We start from the raw sequence: 14578 nt of genomic DNA on the forward strand, positions 1-14578 counted from the left end.
CCGTGCCGCTGCACCTGCCCCCGGACGACGGGCCGCCGTCGTTCCACGACCTGCTCGCCACCGCCGGGTACCGCGCCCTGGCGGCCGGACTGCGGCTGGGCGTGTTCGACGCCCTCGCCGACGGACCCCGGCCCGTCGGGGAACTGGCGGCCGCGCTGGGCACGGACCCGCGCGGCACGGCGCTGCTGTGCGAGGCGCTGGTCTCGTTCGACTACCTCGCCCCCGGCCCCGACGGCTACGCCAACACCGCCGCGACCGCCGCCTGGCTGACCGGCAGCGGGTACGCCGACGTGCAGGGGTTCTGGTCGGTGGTGCTGTTCGAGTCGTGGACCGACCTGGAGGAGTCGGTGCGCACCGGCAAGCCCGCGATCGACTTCTACGCGTGGCTGGCCGAGCGGCCGGAGGTGCTGCGGCGGTTCCAGGGGATGCTGTCGGGGCACGCGGACGCCATCGCGCCCGAGGTGGCCTCGGTGGTGCCGGTGGGCGACTCCCTGCTGGACCTCGGTGGCGGGCACGCGAAGTACGCGATCCGGCTCTGCGCCGCGCACCCGGACCTGCGCGCGACCGTGGTCGACCTGCCGGACGCGCTGGCCGTGGGCGCGGGCGCGGTGACCGACGCGCGGCTGTGCGACCGGATCACGTTGCGGCCCGGGGACTACGACGTGCTGGACCTGGGCTCGGGCTTCGACACCGCGCTGCTGTTCAACGTCGTGCACGGCCGGCCCGCGGCGGCCAACGAGGCGTTGCTCGCGCGGGTGGCGGCGGCGCTGCGGCCGGGCGGGTCGGTGGTGCTGCTGGAGCACGACGAGCACTCCCCCGACCGCGCGGCCGACGCCTTCGCGCGGGTGTTCAGCCTCAACCTGTTCCACGGGCAGGGCGGGCAGGTGTACCCGGAGGGGGAGATCGCGTCCTGGCTGGCGTCGGCCGGGTTCGACGAGCCGTCCCGGCACCCGCTGGAGTCGTCGCCGGGGCAGTCGCTGGTGGTGGCGCGGAAGGGCTGATCGCGCGGGGGCACGTCGGCCGCGGGGCACCGCGGCGGGACACGCCGAGCGTGATCAGCCGTTCGGCGCGGGGGCCGTCGTCGTGCGAGGGTGGGCGGCATGACTGCTGCCTCTGCCCCTTCGAGGCTGTCCTGGACCCTGGTCGTGCCGCTGCTGGGCCTGGTGACGCTGGTGCTGACCTGGGGCCGCGACCTGGGTCCCGTGATCGTCGCGCTCGCGGCCCTGGTGCTGGCCGGCACGGTGCTGGCGGCGGTGCACCACGCCGAGGTGATCGCGTTGCGCGTGGGCGAGCCGTACGGGTCGCTCGTGCTGGCGGTCGCGGTCACGGTGATCGAGGTCGCCCTGATCGTGACCCTGATGATCTCCGGCGGTCCCGAGTCCGCCACGTTGGCCCGGGACACGGTGTTCGCCGCTGTGATGATCACCACGAACGGCATCATCGGCCTGTCGCTGTTGCTGGGCGCGCTGAAGTACGGGGTGACGCTGTTCAACTCCGAGGGCAGCGGCGCGGCGCTGGCGACGGTGGCGACGCTCACCACGCTGAGCCTGGTGTTCCCGACGTTCACCACCAGCCAGCAGGGGCCCGAGTTCACCGCGCCCCAGCTCGCCTTCGCCGCGCTGGCGTCGCTGGCCCTGTACGTCATGTTCGTGCTGACCCAGACGGTCCGGCACCGCGACTTCTTCCTGCCGCTCACCCCCGAGGGCGATGTGGTGGAGACCGACGAGCACGCCCCGCGGCCGAGCGGGCGGGAGGCGGGGACCAGCCTCGCGCTGCTGCTGGTGGCGCTGGTCGCGGTGGTGGGGCTGGCGAAGGTCGAGTCGCCCGCGATCGAGGCGGCGGTGGCGGCCGCCGGGTTCCCGCACTCCTTCGTGGGCGTGGTGATCGCGCTGCTGGTGCTGCTGCCGGAGACCATCGCCGCGGGCCGGGCGGCGCTGCGGGGACGGATCCAGACCAGCCTCAACCTGGGCTTCGGGTCGGCGATGGCCAGCATCGGCCTGACCATCCCGGTCATCGCCATCACCTCGGTGTGGCTGGACGGGCCGCTGCTGCTCGGTCTCGGCTCCACCCAGATGGTGCTGTTCGCGATCACCGTGGTGGTGAGCGTGCTGACCGTGGTGCCCGGCCGGGCGACCCGGCTCCAGGGCGGCGTCCACCTGGTGCTGCTGGCCGCGTTCCTGTTCCTGGCCACCAACCCCTGACCGGGGTCAGCTCCCGAACGGGTTGACCTCGCGCAGCTCGCCGAGGACCGGTTCCAGCAGGTCGAGCACGACCACGCGGAACGAGGGCACCAGGATGAACATCGCCACGACCAGCGCCACCACCAGCCCCAGCGTGCCGCCGGACTTCTTCTTCTTGGCCATGCGCACTCCTCGGACGCGGGTGACCCGTCCGAGGTTAGCGGTGGGCGGCGCGGCGCGGCGTCAGGGCGAGGTCCCCGCCGCGACCCGGCCGTGCCAGACGCGGGAGCGGACCGCCCCGAGCAGCACCACCCAGGCGGCGAAGACCAGGGACGTCGTGCCGGGGGTGGTGAGGTCCAGCAGCAGGCCCGCGGCGGCGGCCCCGACCGGGGTGGCCGCCCAGATCAGCAGGCTGAACGCGGTGCCGACGCGGCCGAGCAGGTGGTCCGGCGTCACCTCCAACTGGTGGCTCAGCGCGGCCACGCCGAAGCACGGCATGGAGACGGTGAACAGGGCCAGCACCACGCCGACCGCGACCAGCGAGTCGACCAGCGCCAGTGCCGCCCACAGCCCGGCGTGCAGCCACACCACGCCCAGCAGCAGCCCGTCGAGGCCCAGGCGGTCCTTGAGCCGGGGGGCGAGGAACGCGCCCACCACTCCCCCGGCGCCCAGGGCGGCGAACAGGCCGCCGACCGCGGTCGGCGCGGCGTCCCCGGCCGAGACGATCGCGACCAGCGCGATGCCCGAGATCGCCACCTGGAGCCCGGCGGCGGTCAGCGCGATCGAGCGCAGCCCCCGGTGCCGCCACAGCCACCGGACGCCCTCCGCCACCTCCGCGCGCAGCGACCGCCGCTCCGCGCGTTCGGGCCGGAGGTCGGCCCGCACCGCGGCGAAGCACAGCGCGGACACCAGGAACGACACCGCGTCCACCAGGAACGGCACCCCGCGCCCCAGCTGGAGCAGCGCCCCGCCGAGCGGGCCGGCCACCACGCCGGTCGCGGCCTGGGCGGTCTCGGTGGCGGACACGGCGGAGGCCAGCCGGTCCCGGGCGACGACGGAGGGCAGCACCGCGTTCTCCGCCGCCGAGAAGAACACGTGCAGCACGCCGCCCACCAGGGCGGTGACGACCAGGTGCGCCGGGGTCAGCGCGTCGAGCAGCACCGCGACGGGCACGGTCGCCACGTTCACCGCCCGCCCCAGGTCGCACAGCACCATGGTCCGCTTGCGGTCCCACCGGTCGACCAGGGCGCCCGCGGGTAAGCCCAGCACCAGGTACGGCACCGCGCGCACGGCGGCCAGCGCGCCCGCCGCGGCCGGCGAGCCGGTCAGGGCGAGCACGACCAGCGGGTAGGCGAGCTGGGTGACGCCGTTGCCCAGCGAGGACGCGGTCTGCCCGAGCCAGACCAGGCGGAAGTCGCGCGTCACCTGAACCGCTCCCAGGCCGACTGCCTGCTCATGCCCAGCGCCTCGCCGACCCGCGCCCAGGTGACGCCGCGCCCGCGCAGGTCGAGCACGCGCGCCCGGAGGCCGCCCTCGACCTGCTCGGCGGTGGCGGCGATGCGCGGCAGGTGGGCCAGCAGCTCGTCGTCGGTCATGTCGGCCCACTCGGGCACGCTCGCGCCCGACGTGCCGTCGTCGTGGTCGAGGATCGACACGCAGGCGGCCACGCAGCCGTCGCAGATGTAGATCCCCGGGCCGCTGATGATCTTCCGCACCTCGGCGGCCGCCTTGCCGCAGAACGAGCAGGACATCGCGTTCCCCCCGGAGTTGTCAGGCAATGCCTGACAACCGTAGCAGGGGGTGGCGCGGACCGGCGTTGCGGAGATGTGCAAAGCCCCCGGCCGGGGGCGCCTCGGGTTCACCTCCCGTCACGAAGACCGCGCCACGACCGCCGTGACAGCGTTTCGCGTGTTGGACATCCCCGGGGCGGCCCGGGACCGGCACGTCCGGGTCCCGACCGCCCCACCGCCCCAGGAGGAAAGATGATCAGGAAGCTGCTCCGACGCGCCGGCACGACACTGGCGGCGACGGCCCTCGCCGCGGCGGCGCTCGCGGTGGGCGCCTCGGCCGCCGAGGCCGGTGCCGGCGACCGGGTCCGGAGCGCCGGGCAGGACGTCGGCGTCACGCGCGTGCACCGCGCCTGGGCGTGCGACATCCCGGCCGGGCACACCTACTCGTCCGTGCGGATCAACACCAGGTGCGCCTGGCGCTACGAGTACTACCTGCTCGACGCGGTGAACTACAACCTCACCGGCACGTACGCGTGCTCCATCCCGTCCGGCTACACCTACACCGCCTCGCAACTGGGCAACAACTGCTCCACCTCGGGTTCCAGCTACGAGTACCGGCTCCTCCGGCTCTGACCCGCCGGGAGCGCCGCGCGCCGGCGCGGGTTGATCACCGAATGCCATCGAAGCGGTCCCGGACCTTCCGGTTCGTCCGGTTCCGGGAGAGGATGCGCTCCCCGCCGCGACGACGCGAGAGACCCAGGTGATCGCCATGGATTCCGCCCTGACGACAGTCGGCCTCCCCGTGGCGCTGGCCGTGGTGATGTTCGGCCTCGGCCTGTCGCTGACGACCGCCGACTTCGGCCGGATCGCGCGGGAGCCGCGGGCCGTGGCGGTCGCGCTGGCGACGCAGCTGGTGCTGCTGCCGCTGGTGTGCTTCGGGCTGGTGGTGGCGCTGGGGCTGAGCCCGGTGCTCGCGGTCGGCATGATGCTGCTCGCCGCCTCGCCGGGCGGGACCACGGCGAACCTGTTCAGCCACCTGTTCCGCGGTGACGTGGCGCTCAACATCACCCTGACCGCGGTGAACTCGGTGCTGGCCGTGATCACGTTGCCGCTGGTGGTGAACTTCGCCCTGGACCACTTCGGACCGACGGGCGAGGGCGCGGTGGGGCTGGAGTTCGGCAAGGTCGCCCAGGTGTTCGCGGTCGTGCTGGTCCCGGTGGCGCTCGGGATGCTGGTGCGCCGCCGGTCGGCCGCGGTCGCCGACCGGGCCGACCGGCCGGTGCGGATCTTCTCGGCCGTGGTGCTGGTGGCGGTGATCGCGGGCACGATCCTCGCCGAGCGGGAGAACGTGGGCACCTACCTGGCCGACGTCGGCCTCGTGGTGGTGCTGTTCTGCGCGCTCAGCCTGGCCGCGGGCTACGCCGTGCCGCGCCTGGCCAGGGTGGGGCGGCGGCAGGCGATCGCGTCCGCGTTCGAGGTGGGCGTGCACAACAGCACGCTGGCGATCACGGTGGCGGTGAGCGTGCTGGGCAGCGAGGCGCTGGCGGTGCCGGCCGCGGTGTACGGGATCGCGATGTTCCCGCTGGCCGCTGCGGCCGGGTACCTCATCACCCGAACGGACGCCACCCGAAACGCCGTCACCAACCCCTAAAAAGGCGGCCTCAGCAGCACTTTCGTACTACTTTACCAACAGCACCCCTGGGCCGTTCGAGTGAGATGCCTCGGAATTCCGAAGCACAGAAAGCGAGACACAGCGTGATCTAGCCCTCCCATGTCACCCTTTCGTGCCACTCCAAAAGTGTCACGAAGGGAACAAAGTTCACCATGCGTCTACTCCGCCGCAGACGTCCTTCCCCTCGAACCAGACGCTGGACCGCCGCTGCCGCCACCACCGCCGTGGTCGCGGCGACCGCGGTGGCCCTCACCCCGACCGCCGCGGTCGCCGCCGTGCCGGCCGGGTTCACCGACAGCGTCGCCATCAGCGGCCTCAGCTCGCCCACCGCCGTCTCCTTCGCGCCGGACGGCAGGGTGTTCATCGCCGAGAAGAGCGGCCTGGTCAAGGTCTTCGACTCGCTCACCGACACCACCGCCACCACGTTCGCCGACCTGCGCCCGCAGACCCAGGACTTCTGGGACCGCGGCCTGCTCGGCCTGGCCGTGGACCCGCAGTTCCCCGCCCGCCCGTACGTCTACGTCGCCTACACCTACGACGCCGTCCCCGGCGGCACCCACCCGCGCTGGGGCGACCAGTGCCCGACCCCGCCCGGCGCCACGGACCAGGGCTGCGTGGTCACCGGCCGCGTCTCCAAGCTGACCATGGGCTCCGGCGGCACCATGACCGCCGAGCAGCCGCTGGTCACCGACTGGTGCCAGCAGTACCCCAGCCACTCCATCGGCACGGTCGTCTTCGGCCCCGACGGCGGTCTCTACGTCGGCGGCGGTGACGGCGCGAGCTTCAACTTCACCGACTACGGCCAGGTCGGCAACCCGTGCGCCGACCCGCCGGGCGCGGCGGGCACGAACCTCACCGCGCCGACCGCGCGCGGCGGCGCGCTGCGCTCCCAGTCGATCCGGCGCCCGGCGGGCGAGCCGGTGTCCCTGGACGGCTCCATCGTGCGCATCGACCCCGACACCGGCGCGGGCCTGGCCGGCAACCCGTTCGCGGCCAACACCGACGCCAACGCCAAGCGCATCATCGCCCACGGCATGCGCAACCAGTTCCGCTTCGCCTTCCGGCCCGGCACCGAGGAGCTGTGGGCGGGCGACGTCGGCTGGAACACGTGGGAGGAGATCAACCGCATCGCCGACGTGAACGACGCGACGGCGGAGAACTTCGGCTGGCCCTGCTACGAGGGCTCGGCCCGCCAGGGCGGCTACGACGGCGCCAACCTCGACCTGTGCGAGTCGCTGTACACCGGTGCCGGGCAGACCGCGCCGTACTACGCGTACAACCACTCCGCGAAGGTCGTGGCGACCGACCCGTGCCCCACCAGCGGGTCGTCGATCTCCGGCATCGCGTTCGAGTCGACCAGCAACTACCCCGCGGCCTACGACGGCGCGCTGTTCTTCTCCGACAGCTCGCGCGGCTGCATCTGGGCGATGCAGACCACCAACGGCCAGCCCGACCCGGCCAAGCTGGTGCCGTTCGTGACCGGCGTGAACGTCCCCGTGCAGATCACCACCGGCCCCGGCGGCGACCTGTTCTACATCGCCCTGGGCGCGGGCCAGCTGCGGCGGGTCACCTACTCCAGCGGCAACCAGGCGCCGACCGCGGTCGCCACGGCCACCCCGTCGTCCGGGTCCGCCCCGCTGACCGTGCAGTTCAGCGGCACCGGCTCCACCGACCCGGACCCCGGCGACACGCTCGGCTACGCCTGGGACCTGGACGGCGACGGCCAGTACGACGACTCCACCTCCGCCACGCCCACCTACACCTACACCTCGCAGGCCGTGGTCAACGTCGGGCTGCGGGTGACCGACCAGGCGGGCGCGTTCGGCACCGACACCGTCGCGGTCACCGTCGGCGCGCCGGTGTCGCAGGACCCGGTGCCGGTGATCGACACCCCGACCTCGCCGCTGAACTGGGTGGTCGGGCAGAACGTGCCGTTCGCCGGGCACGCCACCGACCCGCAGGACGGCGCGCTGCCCGCGTCCGCGCTGAGCTGGCGGCTGAGCATCCAGCACTGCGCCTCGGGCGGCTCGTGCCACGAGCACGTGGTGCAGAACTGGTCGGGCGTGGCCTCGGGCTCGTTCATCGCGCCCGACCACGAGTACCCGTCCTACCTGGACCTGACGCTGACCGCCACGGACTCCTCCGGGCGCACCACCAGCGTCACCCGGAAGCTCGACCCGCAGACGGTCCAGCTGACGTTCACCACCAACCCGAGCGGGTTGCAGCTCAGCGTGGGCGGCACGGCGCAGACCACGCCGTTCACCCGCACGGTGATCGTCGGGTCGAACAACTCGATCAGCGCGCCGAGCCCCCAGCCCGGAGCGCTGTTCTTCCGGTACCGGTACTCCAGCTGGACCGACGGCGGGGCGCAGACGCACAACATCACCGCGCCCGCGACGGCGACCACCTACCGGGCGAACTACTCGCTGTGCCTGTGCTGAGGGTGCGGGTGCCCGTGCTCAAGGTGCGGGCGCCGAGGTGAACCGGTCGGCCGCGGGTGGCTCCGCCCGCGGCCGACCCACCCGTCCGCGTGGTCGATTCCGCGATCTCCGCCGGGTTTGGCAGGATCGGGGGTGATGGACCCCTCGGTGCTGTTGGTGGAGGACGACGCCCACATCAGGCAGGCCCTCGGTCTGGCCCTGGCCGACGAGGGCTTCGCCGTCGCGGACGCGGTGTCCGGTGAGCAGGCGCTGGCGCTGCTGGCCGAGGCCGAGCCGGACGTGGTGCTGCTGGACCTGGTGCTGCCCGGCGTGGACGGCCTGGAGGTCTGCCGCACGCTGCGGGCCCGGGGCGACCTGCCGATCATCATCGTGACCGCCCGCACCGACGCCGCCGACGTGATCGCCGGCCTCGAAGCCGGCGCCGACGACTACGTGACCAAACCGCTGGTGGCCAGCGTGCTCGCGGCCCGCATCCGCGCCCTGCTGCGCCGCACCGGCCGCCAGGACGAGGTGCTGCGGTGCGGCCCGCTGGAGATCCACCCCCGGGTGGGCACGGTGCGCCGCGACGACGTGGAGGTCCACCTGACCAGCACGGAGTTCCGGGTGCTGGTGGAGCTCGCGTCGGCGGCCGGGCGGATCGTCACGCGCGAGCAGCTGCTCCAGCGCGTGTGGGGCTACGACTACTTCGGCGACACCCGGCTGCTCGACGTGCACATCCGCCGCCTGCGCCGCAAGGTCGAACCCGACCCCGACGAGCCCACCCTGATCGTCACCGTCCGCGGCACGGGCTACCGGCTGGACTGCACTCCGCCGACCGGGTGACGCTCACCCGCCGTCCCGAGCGGTCACCGGGTCCACACCGGCCGATCATCGGGCACCGCCCCGAACACGGCTCCGCCCCCGCCGGGCGTCCCGGCGGGGGCGGAGCGCGGGGTCGGTCAGCTCACCGACACGGGGAACCGCTCCCACACCCGGTGGGCGCCCATCAGCTCGGCGACCTCCGCGAACACGGCCGCCGGGTCCTCGCCGACCACCACGCCGGGCTCGCCCGGGGTGCAGCCGGCCTCCACCAGCGCCGTCCGGCCGGTGCCCCACGAGCCGATCACCTTGGCGTGTCGGTACGCCTCCTGCACCAGCAGCACCACGCGCGGGTCGACGGTGGACGCGGGCGCGCCGGCCTTCGCGTCGCGGCTCGGCAGCGCGTCGGGCGCGGGCGGCGGGGCGGCGGCCAGCAGGACCACGTCGAACTCCACCGAGCGCGCGGTGAGGAACGTCCGCTGGGCCACCAGGCCGTCCTCCAGCACCCCGCCGCGGGCGGCGATCACCAGCGGGACCATGTTGGCCGAGGTGATCGCCTGGCGCAGGGTGTGCAGGCCGTCGAGGCTGTCCGGGTCGTCGGCGTCCACCACGATGCCGACCAGCCGGCCGTCGCCCGGCCACGTCCGGCCGACCTGCGACAGCGCCGGGCTGGTCACGACCTCGGCCGGGGGCGCGGTGGGCTCCGGGGCGGGCAGGCCCAGGCCCTCGGCCACGCGGGCGCACAGCTCGGCGTCCACGTTGGCCAGCACCAGCAGCTGCCGCTCCTTGATCGCCTGCTCGTAGCACTTGCCCAGCTCGAAGGTGAACGCCCGCACGACGTGCTCGCGCTCCACCGGGCTCAGGCTCCGGTAGAACAGGCGCGCCTGGCTGAAGTGGTCCGAGAACGACGCGGGCGACCGGCGCTCCTTCACCGCCGCCGCGATCGGCGCGGCCACCTCCGCGAACGCGCCCATGTCCGCGCCCGCGTGGAACGGGCAGCCGCCGTCGAGCGAGTTCGGCTTGTACGGCGCCACGCCGCTGTGCACGGCGTGCTGGTGGAACCCGTCGCGCAGCATGTCGTTGACCGGCGCGTGCGGGCGGTTGACCGGGATCTGGTTGAAGTTCGGCCCGCCCAGGCGGCTGAGCTGCGTGTCCAGGTAGGAGAACAGGCGCGCGTGCAGCAGCGGGTCGTCGGTGACGTCGATGCCCGGCGGCAGGTGCCCGACGTGGAACGCGACCTGCTCGGTCTCGGCGAAGTAGTTGGTGGTGTTGCGGTTGAGCGTGAGCATGCCGATCGGCTGCACCGGCGCGAGCTCCTCGGGCACGATCTTCGTGGGGTCGAGCAGGTCGATGCCCTCGAAGGTCTGCTCCGGGGTGTCCGGGAACACCTGGATGCCCAGCTCCCACTGCGGGAACGCGCCCGACTCGATGGCGTCGAACAGGTCGCGCCGGTGGAAGTCCGGGTCGACGCCCGCGATCATCTGCGCCTCCTCCCACAGCAGGGAGTGCACGCCGAGCTTGGGCTTCCAGTGGAACTTCGCCAGCGACGTCTTGCCCTCGGCGTTGACCAGCCGGAAGGTGTGGACGCCGAAGCCCTCCATCATCCGGTACGAGCGCGGCACGGCCCGGTCGGACATCTGCCACATGACGTGGTGGGTGGCCTCGGTGTGCAGGGACACGAAGTCCCAGAACGTGTCGTGCGCGCTCTGCGCCTGCGGGATCTCCCGGTCCGGGTGCGGCTTGGCGGCGTGGATGATGTCCGGGAACTTGATGCCGTCCTGGATGAAGAACACCGGGATGTTGTTCGCCACCAGGTCGAACGTGCCCTCGGACGTGTAGAACTTCGTGGCGAACCCGCGGGTGTCACGCACCGTGTCCGCCGAGCCGCGCGAACCGACCACGGTCGAGAACCGGGTGAACACCGGCGTGGTCACGCCCTGCTGGAGGAAGCCGGACTTGCACACCTGGTCGACGGTGCCGTAGCCGACGAACACGCCGTGCACGCCGGCGCCCCGCGCGTGCACCACCCGCTCGGGGATGCGCTCGTGGTCGAAGTGGGTGATCTTCTCCCGCAGGTGGTGGTCCTGGAGCAGCGTCGGTCCGCGCTCCCCCGCCTTGAGCGAGTGGTCCGTGTCGTGCAGGCGCAGGCCCGTGGACGTGGTCAGGTAGGTGTCCTGCTGCTCGCGCACCTCGTGCCCGGCACCGGTCTCCGCGCCGGTGGCGGTCCGGGTCCGCGGTGACGCCTGGTCGGACTTGCGCGGCAACGGGCCCTGCGGCTCCGTCGGCTCGTCGAGCTGCGGCGGCTCGCTGCCAGGCGCGCCGGGTACGGGCGGGGTGACGAGGTCGGCGACCTTCTCCACCGCCTTGTCCAGGGCGTCCTTCACGACCTTGGCGGGCTTGCTCGCGTCCACTAGCTCCTCCTCGTAGGCAGTCATCCACCAACTACCCGGGCCAGGTGGATCTACACACCGTCACCGCAAGGGAATCGAGCACCGTTCGGGTACACCCGAAAGCGTGAGAGAGTGGCCCGGTGAACCTGGAGGACCTCGTCCGGCTGCGCCGCGCCCGCGACCTGGTGGACCGCGACTACGCGAAGCCGCTCGACGTGCCCGCGCTGGCCCACGCCGCCCTGATGTCGCCGGGCCACTTCTCCCGCAGCTTCCGCGCCGCTTTCGGGGAAACCCCGTACAGCTACCTGATGACGCGCCGGATCGAGCGGGCCAAGGCGCTGCTGCGGCGGGGCGACCTGACGGTCACGGAGGTCTGCTTCGCGGTCGGCTGCACCTCGCTGGGGTCGTTCAGCTCGCGGTTCACCGAGCTGGTCGGCGAGACCCCGAGCGCGTACCGGGCCCGCGACCACCGGGAGGGCGCCGCGATCCCGGCGTGCGTCGCCAAGATCCTCACCCGACCGGTCAGGAACGGAGAAGCCAGGTCCACCACCCCGCCCGTAGCGTGATCCCCATGGAAATCACGCTCTCCCAGTGCTTCATCGCCGTCGACGACCACGACGAGGCGCTGGCCTTCTACCGGGACGTGCTCGGCCTTGAGGTGCGCAACGACGTCGCGTTCGAGGGGATGCGCTGGGTCACCGTCGGCTCGCCGGCGCAGCCCGACGTGAACATCGTGCTCGAACCGCCCCTCGCGAACCCGAACGCCTCGGCCGCCGACCAGGAGGTCATGGCGCAGCTGCTGGCCAAGGGCCTGCTGCGCGGGGTCATCTTCACCACCGACGACTGCGACGCCACCTTCGAGCGCATCAGCGCGGCGGGCGGCGAGGTGTTGCAGGAGCCGATCGACCAGCCGTACGGCGTCCGCGACTGCGCCTTCCGCGACCCGGCCGGCAACATGCTGCGCTTCAACCAGGCCAAGAAGGGGTGAGCCGCACCGGCTGACGAACGGGGCCGGGCGCGGCCGGTACCCGCGGGCCGGTACCTGCGGGCCGGGGCGTCTTCGTCCGAGGCGTCTTTGTCCGGGCGCCTGCGATCGGAGTGTCTTCGACCGGAGTGTCTTCGACCGGAGACGCCCGCAACCGGAGCACCCGCGGCCGGAGCGCTACCGCCCCGCCAGGGCCCGGCGGCCGCAGTCCAGGTGCCGCAGGGCGCCGGGGTGGTCGGCCAGCACCCGCTCCCAGGCGTCGATCACCACCCGGGTCCCGGCGGGCGGCAGCCGCCGCGCGGCCGGCGCGGCGGCGGTCCACGAGACGAACTCGCCGAACAGCCCGGGGTCGTCCACGTAGACCGACGCGGCGAGGAAGTCGAGGAGCTCCCCGATCTCCTCCCCGGTCGCGTCCGGCTGCCGCTCGTCGGCGGGCGCCGGCGGGAACCGCTCGTCCAGCGCCGCCGCGGCCACCTCGACCAGCTCGGCGCGGCGGGCGAGCAGCGCGGTGCGCCGGGGGACGACGGGTCGTGGCGCGGGGTGGGCGGCACCGCGCCACGCGGGCCGGTCGAGCAGGTCGGCGGCGGCCACGGCGTCGGGCACCCAGCTCTCCACGCCCAGCGCCCGCGCCCACCGGCCGTCCGCGCCGAACCCGCGACCGCCGACCAGCACGGGGGTCCCGGTGTCGCGGCAGGCGGTGACGGCCTGGTGGACCTGCGGCAGGTTCGAGGCCAGCGTGCAGCTCAGCGCCACCGCGTCGGGTCTGTGCTCGTGCAGGTAGGGCACCAGGTGCGCGACCGGCACGCCGGCGCCCAGGAAGGTGACCCGCCAGCCCCGCCCGCGCAGCACCTCGGCCACCAGGCGCGGCGGCAGGGCGTGCCGCTCGCCCTCCAGGCAGGCGACCACCACGTGGCCCCTCGTCCGAGCGGTGGTGACGCGGCCGCCCAGCGCGGCGACGACCTGTTCCACCACGGCGGTGGCCGCGTGCTCCTGCGCGACGCCCCACCGGTCGGCCTGCCACAGCCTGCCGATCTCGGCCTGCGCGGCCGCGACCAGCTCCAGCAGCACGGTCTCGGCGGGCACGCCCGCGTCCAGCAGGTCCAGCACCAGGTCGACCGCTCCGCGCTCGTCCGCCTCGGCCAACGCGCTCATCAGCTCCACCCGGCTCGCCGCCAGGACGTCCGCCACCCGCACCGTGTCCGTCACGCCGCCACCTCCCGCGGCGCGACCCGCACCGCGATGTCGTCGGGCCCGCCTCCCGCGGACCACTCCTGCGTGCTCGGTCATCGCCGGCACCCCGGGGCGCCGGGCGGTCCGGTCCGCCCCGCCCGAACGCGCCGCGTCGTCCAGGACCATTCCGCCTCACCACCCTCGTGATCGATCACCGATCCCCGCAGTATGGCACGGACGCATTTATCGCTTTGTTGTCGAACACCCCGAAAACCGGATGTTTGGAATGCGAATTCCGGGGTACCCGCGCTGTTCTACAGCGCGATCAACCCCGCCTCGGTCGGCCGGAACCCGCAGCTGTCGAAGTAGAAGGGCCCCAGCCCGTCGTCGAAGTCGACGTGCAGCCACTCGCACCCGGCGGCGCGGGCCCCCTCGACCGCGCGGGCCACCAGTTCCCGCCCCACGCCCCGGCGCCGCACCGGCCCGGCGACCAGCGTGTCCAGCACGAACGCGTGGGCCGCGCCGTCCCAGGCGACGTTGACGAAGCCGACCAGGTCCGCGCCGTCGCGGGCGCACACCCAGCCCAGGCTGTGCCGGTTGACCTGGCCCCACCAGTCGTCGTCGAGCACGCGGTGCGCGAAGCCCTCCGCGTGCAGGGTGTTGACCTCGTGGTCGTCGAACCGGCCGCGCCACTCGTAGTCGATCACGCGGGCACTTTACGGAAGACCGGGTGCGGAATGCCGGTGGTTTTCCGGTTCATCCCCTCAGCACGAAACGCCGACCACCGGTGACCTGTCGGCGCAGGGCTTCCGCGAGCATGGCGACGGGTTGCAGGTCGTGGACGAGCCCGGTGACCTCGAAGGGCCTGAGCACGTGCCGGTGCCGGGCGACCACGCGCAGCCGGACCCCCGCCTCCCTGGCCGCGAGGTGGTCGCGGCGCAGCTGGTTGAGGCCCGCCGCGGAGAGGAAGTCGACCTCGCCGAGGTCGACCACGACCGGCGCGGGCGGGGTCGCCAGGGCGAGCGCCACGGCGATCTCCCGGGCCAGGTGGCCGACGGTCGAGGAATCCACCTCGCCGGCGACGCGCACCACGATCGCGTACCCGTGCACCTCGCGCTCGATCCGGAGCGACGGGCAGAACTGCTCTGTTCCCACGGCGCGGCCTCCTCGTGGACGAAGAAGGCAGTGGCTTCCGGTTTGAACCTCCTGCGT

General features: G+C 73.3%; 15 protein-coding genes. 8 read left to right on the top strand and 7 right to left on the bottom strand.

The features are described from left to right. The first annotated feature begins 2 nt into the window (after positions 1 to 2). Both ACFP3R_RS25770 and ACFP3R_RS25775 read left to right on the top strand, forming a co-directional pair. Positions 3 to 1001 (top strand): methyltransferase, encoded by a 999-nt coding sequence (locus ACFP3R_RS25770; RefSeq protein WP_380639174.1) that lies wholly within the window; start codon positions 3 to 5, stop codon positions 999 to 1001. 99 nt (positions 1002 to 1100) lie between these two features. Further along, positions 1101 to 2201, top strand: a complete 1101-nt coding sequence (locus ACFP3R_RS25775) for a calcium:cation antiporter (RefSeq protein WP_380639176.1) — start codon at positions 1101 to 1103, stop codon at positions 2199 to 2201. A gap of 6 nt (positions 2202 to 2207) precedes the next feature. Here the strand turns inward: ACFP3R_RS25775 and ACFP3R_RS25780 are convergent, their stop codons facing one another. The 3 genes from ACFP3R_RS25780 to ACFP3R_RS25790 are packed head-to-tail and all read right to left on the bottom strand — an operon-like array spanning position 2208 to position 3931. Beyond that, entirely contained in the window at positions 2208 to 2363 is a 156-nt protein-coding gene (locus ACFP3R_RS25780; RefSeq protein WP_380639178.1) for a hypothetical protein, read from the bottom strand. A gap of 60 nt (positions 2364 to 2423) precedes the next feature. Continuing rightward, the gene (locus tag ACFP3R_RS25785) at positions 2424 to 3605 is read right to left on the bottom strand and encodes an MFS transporter (protein ID WP_380639180.1); all 1182 of its coding nucleotides are present in this window, start codon (positions 3603 to 3605) and stop codon (positions 2424 to 2426) included. Then, positions 3602 to 3931 carry a ClpX C4-type zinc finger protein gene (locus tag ACFP3R_RS25790; protein ID WP_380639182.1) on the bottom strand — a complete coding sequence of 110 codons (330 nt, stop codon included), beginning with the start codon at positions 3929 to 3931 and terminating at the stop codon, positions 3602 to 3604. Before ACFP3R_RS25790 ends, ACFP3R_RS25785 begins: the two co-directional genes overlap by 4 nt. A gap of 231 nt (positions 3932 to 4162) precedes the next feature. Between ACFP3R_RS25790 and ACFP3R_RS25795 the strand changes: the two genes are divergently transcribed. The 4 genes from ACFP3R_RS25795 (at position 4163) to ACFP3R_RS25810 (ending at position 8845) form a co-directional block, all read left to right on the top strand. Beyond that, entirely contained in the window at positions 4163 to 4543 is a 381-nt protein-coding gene (locus ACFP3R_RS25795) for a hypothetical protein (RefSeq protein ID WP_380639184.1), read from the top strand. A 136-nt stretch (positions 4544 to 4679) separates the two neighbouring features. After that, positions 4680 to 5561: a bile acid:sodium symporter family protein gene (locus ACFP3R_RS25800; protein ID WP_380639186.1), complete on the top strand. Its 882-nt coding sequence runs from the start codon at positions 4680 to 4682 to the stop codon at positions 5559 to 5561. Positions 5562 to 5806: 245 nt separating this feature from the next. Then, positions 5807 to 8023: a PQQ-dependent sugar dehydrogenase gene (locus ACFP3R_RS25805; RefSeq protein ID WP_380639188.1), complete on the top strand. Its 2217-nt coding sequence runs from the start codon at positions 5807 to 5809 to the stop codon at positions 8021 to 8023. 135 nt (positions 8024 to 8158) lie between these two features. Then, entirely contained in the window at positions 8159 to 8845 is a 687-nt protein-coding gene (locus ACFP3R_RS25810; RefSeq protein WP_380639226.1) for a response regulator, read from the top strand. Positions 8846 to 8961: 116 nt separating this feature from the next. On the opposite strand, the gene ACFP3R_RS25815 is transcribed toward ACFP3R_RS25810, so the two are convergent. Beyond that, positions 8962 to 11256, bottom strand: a complete 2295-nt coding sequence (locus ACFP3R_RS25815; RefSeq protein ID WP_380639190.1) for a catalase — start codon at positions 11254 to 11256, stop codon at positions 8962 to 8964. Between the two features lie 95 nt (positions 11257 to 11351). On the opposite strand from ACFP3R_RS25815, the gene ACFP3R_RS25820 reads away from it, so the two are divergent. Together ACFP3R_RS25820 and ACFP3R_RS25825 are read left to right on the top strand one after the other, a co-directional pair. Then, positions 11352 to 11777: a helix-turn-helix transcriptional regulator gene (locus tag ACFP3R_RS25820; RefSeq protein ID WP_380639192.1), complete on the top strand. Its 426-nt coding sequence runs from the start codon at positions 11352 to 11354 to the stop codon at positions 11775 to 11777. Positions 11778 to 11782: 5 nt separating this feature from the next. Further along, positions 11783 to 12199, top strand: a complete 417-nt coding sequence (locus ACFP3R_RS25825; protein ID WP_380639194.1) for a VOC family protein — start codon at positions 11783 to 11785, stop codon at positions 12197 to 12199. A gap of 174 nt (positions 12200 to 12373) precedes the next feature. On the opposite strand, the gene ACFP3R_RS25830 is transcribed toward ACFP3R_RS25825, so the two are convergent. The 3 genes from ACFP3R_RS25830 to ACFP3R_RS25840 form a co-directional block, all read right to left on the bottom strand. After that, entirely contained in the window at positions 12374 to 13402 is a 1029-nt protein-coding gene (locus tag ACFP3R_RS25830; protein ID WP_380639196.1) for a cobalamin B12-binding domain-containing protein, read from the bottom strand. A 278-nt stretch (positions 13403 to 13680) separates the two neighbouring features. Next, the gene (locus ACFP3R_RS25835; protein ID WP_380639198.1) at positions 13681 to 14073 is read right to left on the bottom strand and encodes a GNAT family N-acetyltransferase; all 393 of its coding nucleotides are present in this window, start codon (positions 14071 to 14073) and stop codon (positions 13681 to 13683) included. 49 nt (positions 14074 to 14122) lie between these two features. Beyond that, a complete protein-coding gene (locus tag ACFP3R_RS25840) occupies positions 14123 to 14521 on the bottom strand; it encodes an STAS domain-containing protein (protein WP_380639200.1) in 399 nt (132 codons plus the stop codon). Positions 14522 to 14578: the final 57 nt, after the last annotated feature.

This window comes from Saccharothrix lopnurensis (genome assembly GCF_042658445.1).
In the GTDB taxonomy this organism is placed as follows: domain Bacteria; phylum Actinomycetota; class Actinomycetes; order Mycobacteriales; family Pseudonocardiaceae; genus Actinosynnema; species Actinosynnema lopnurensis.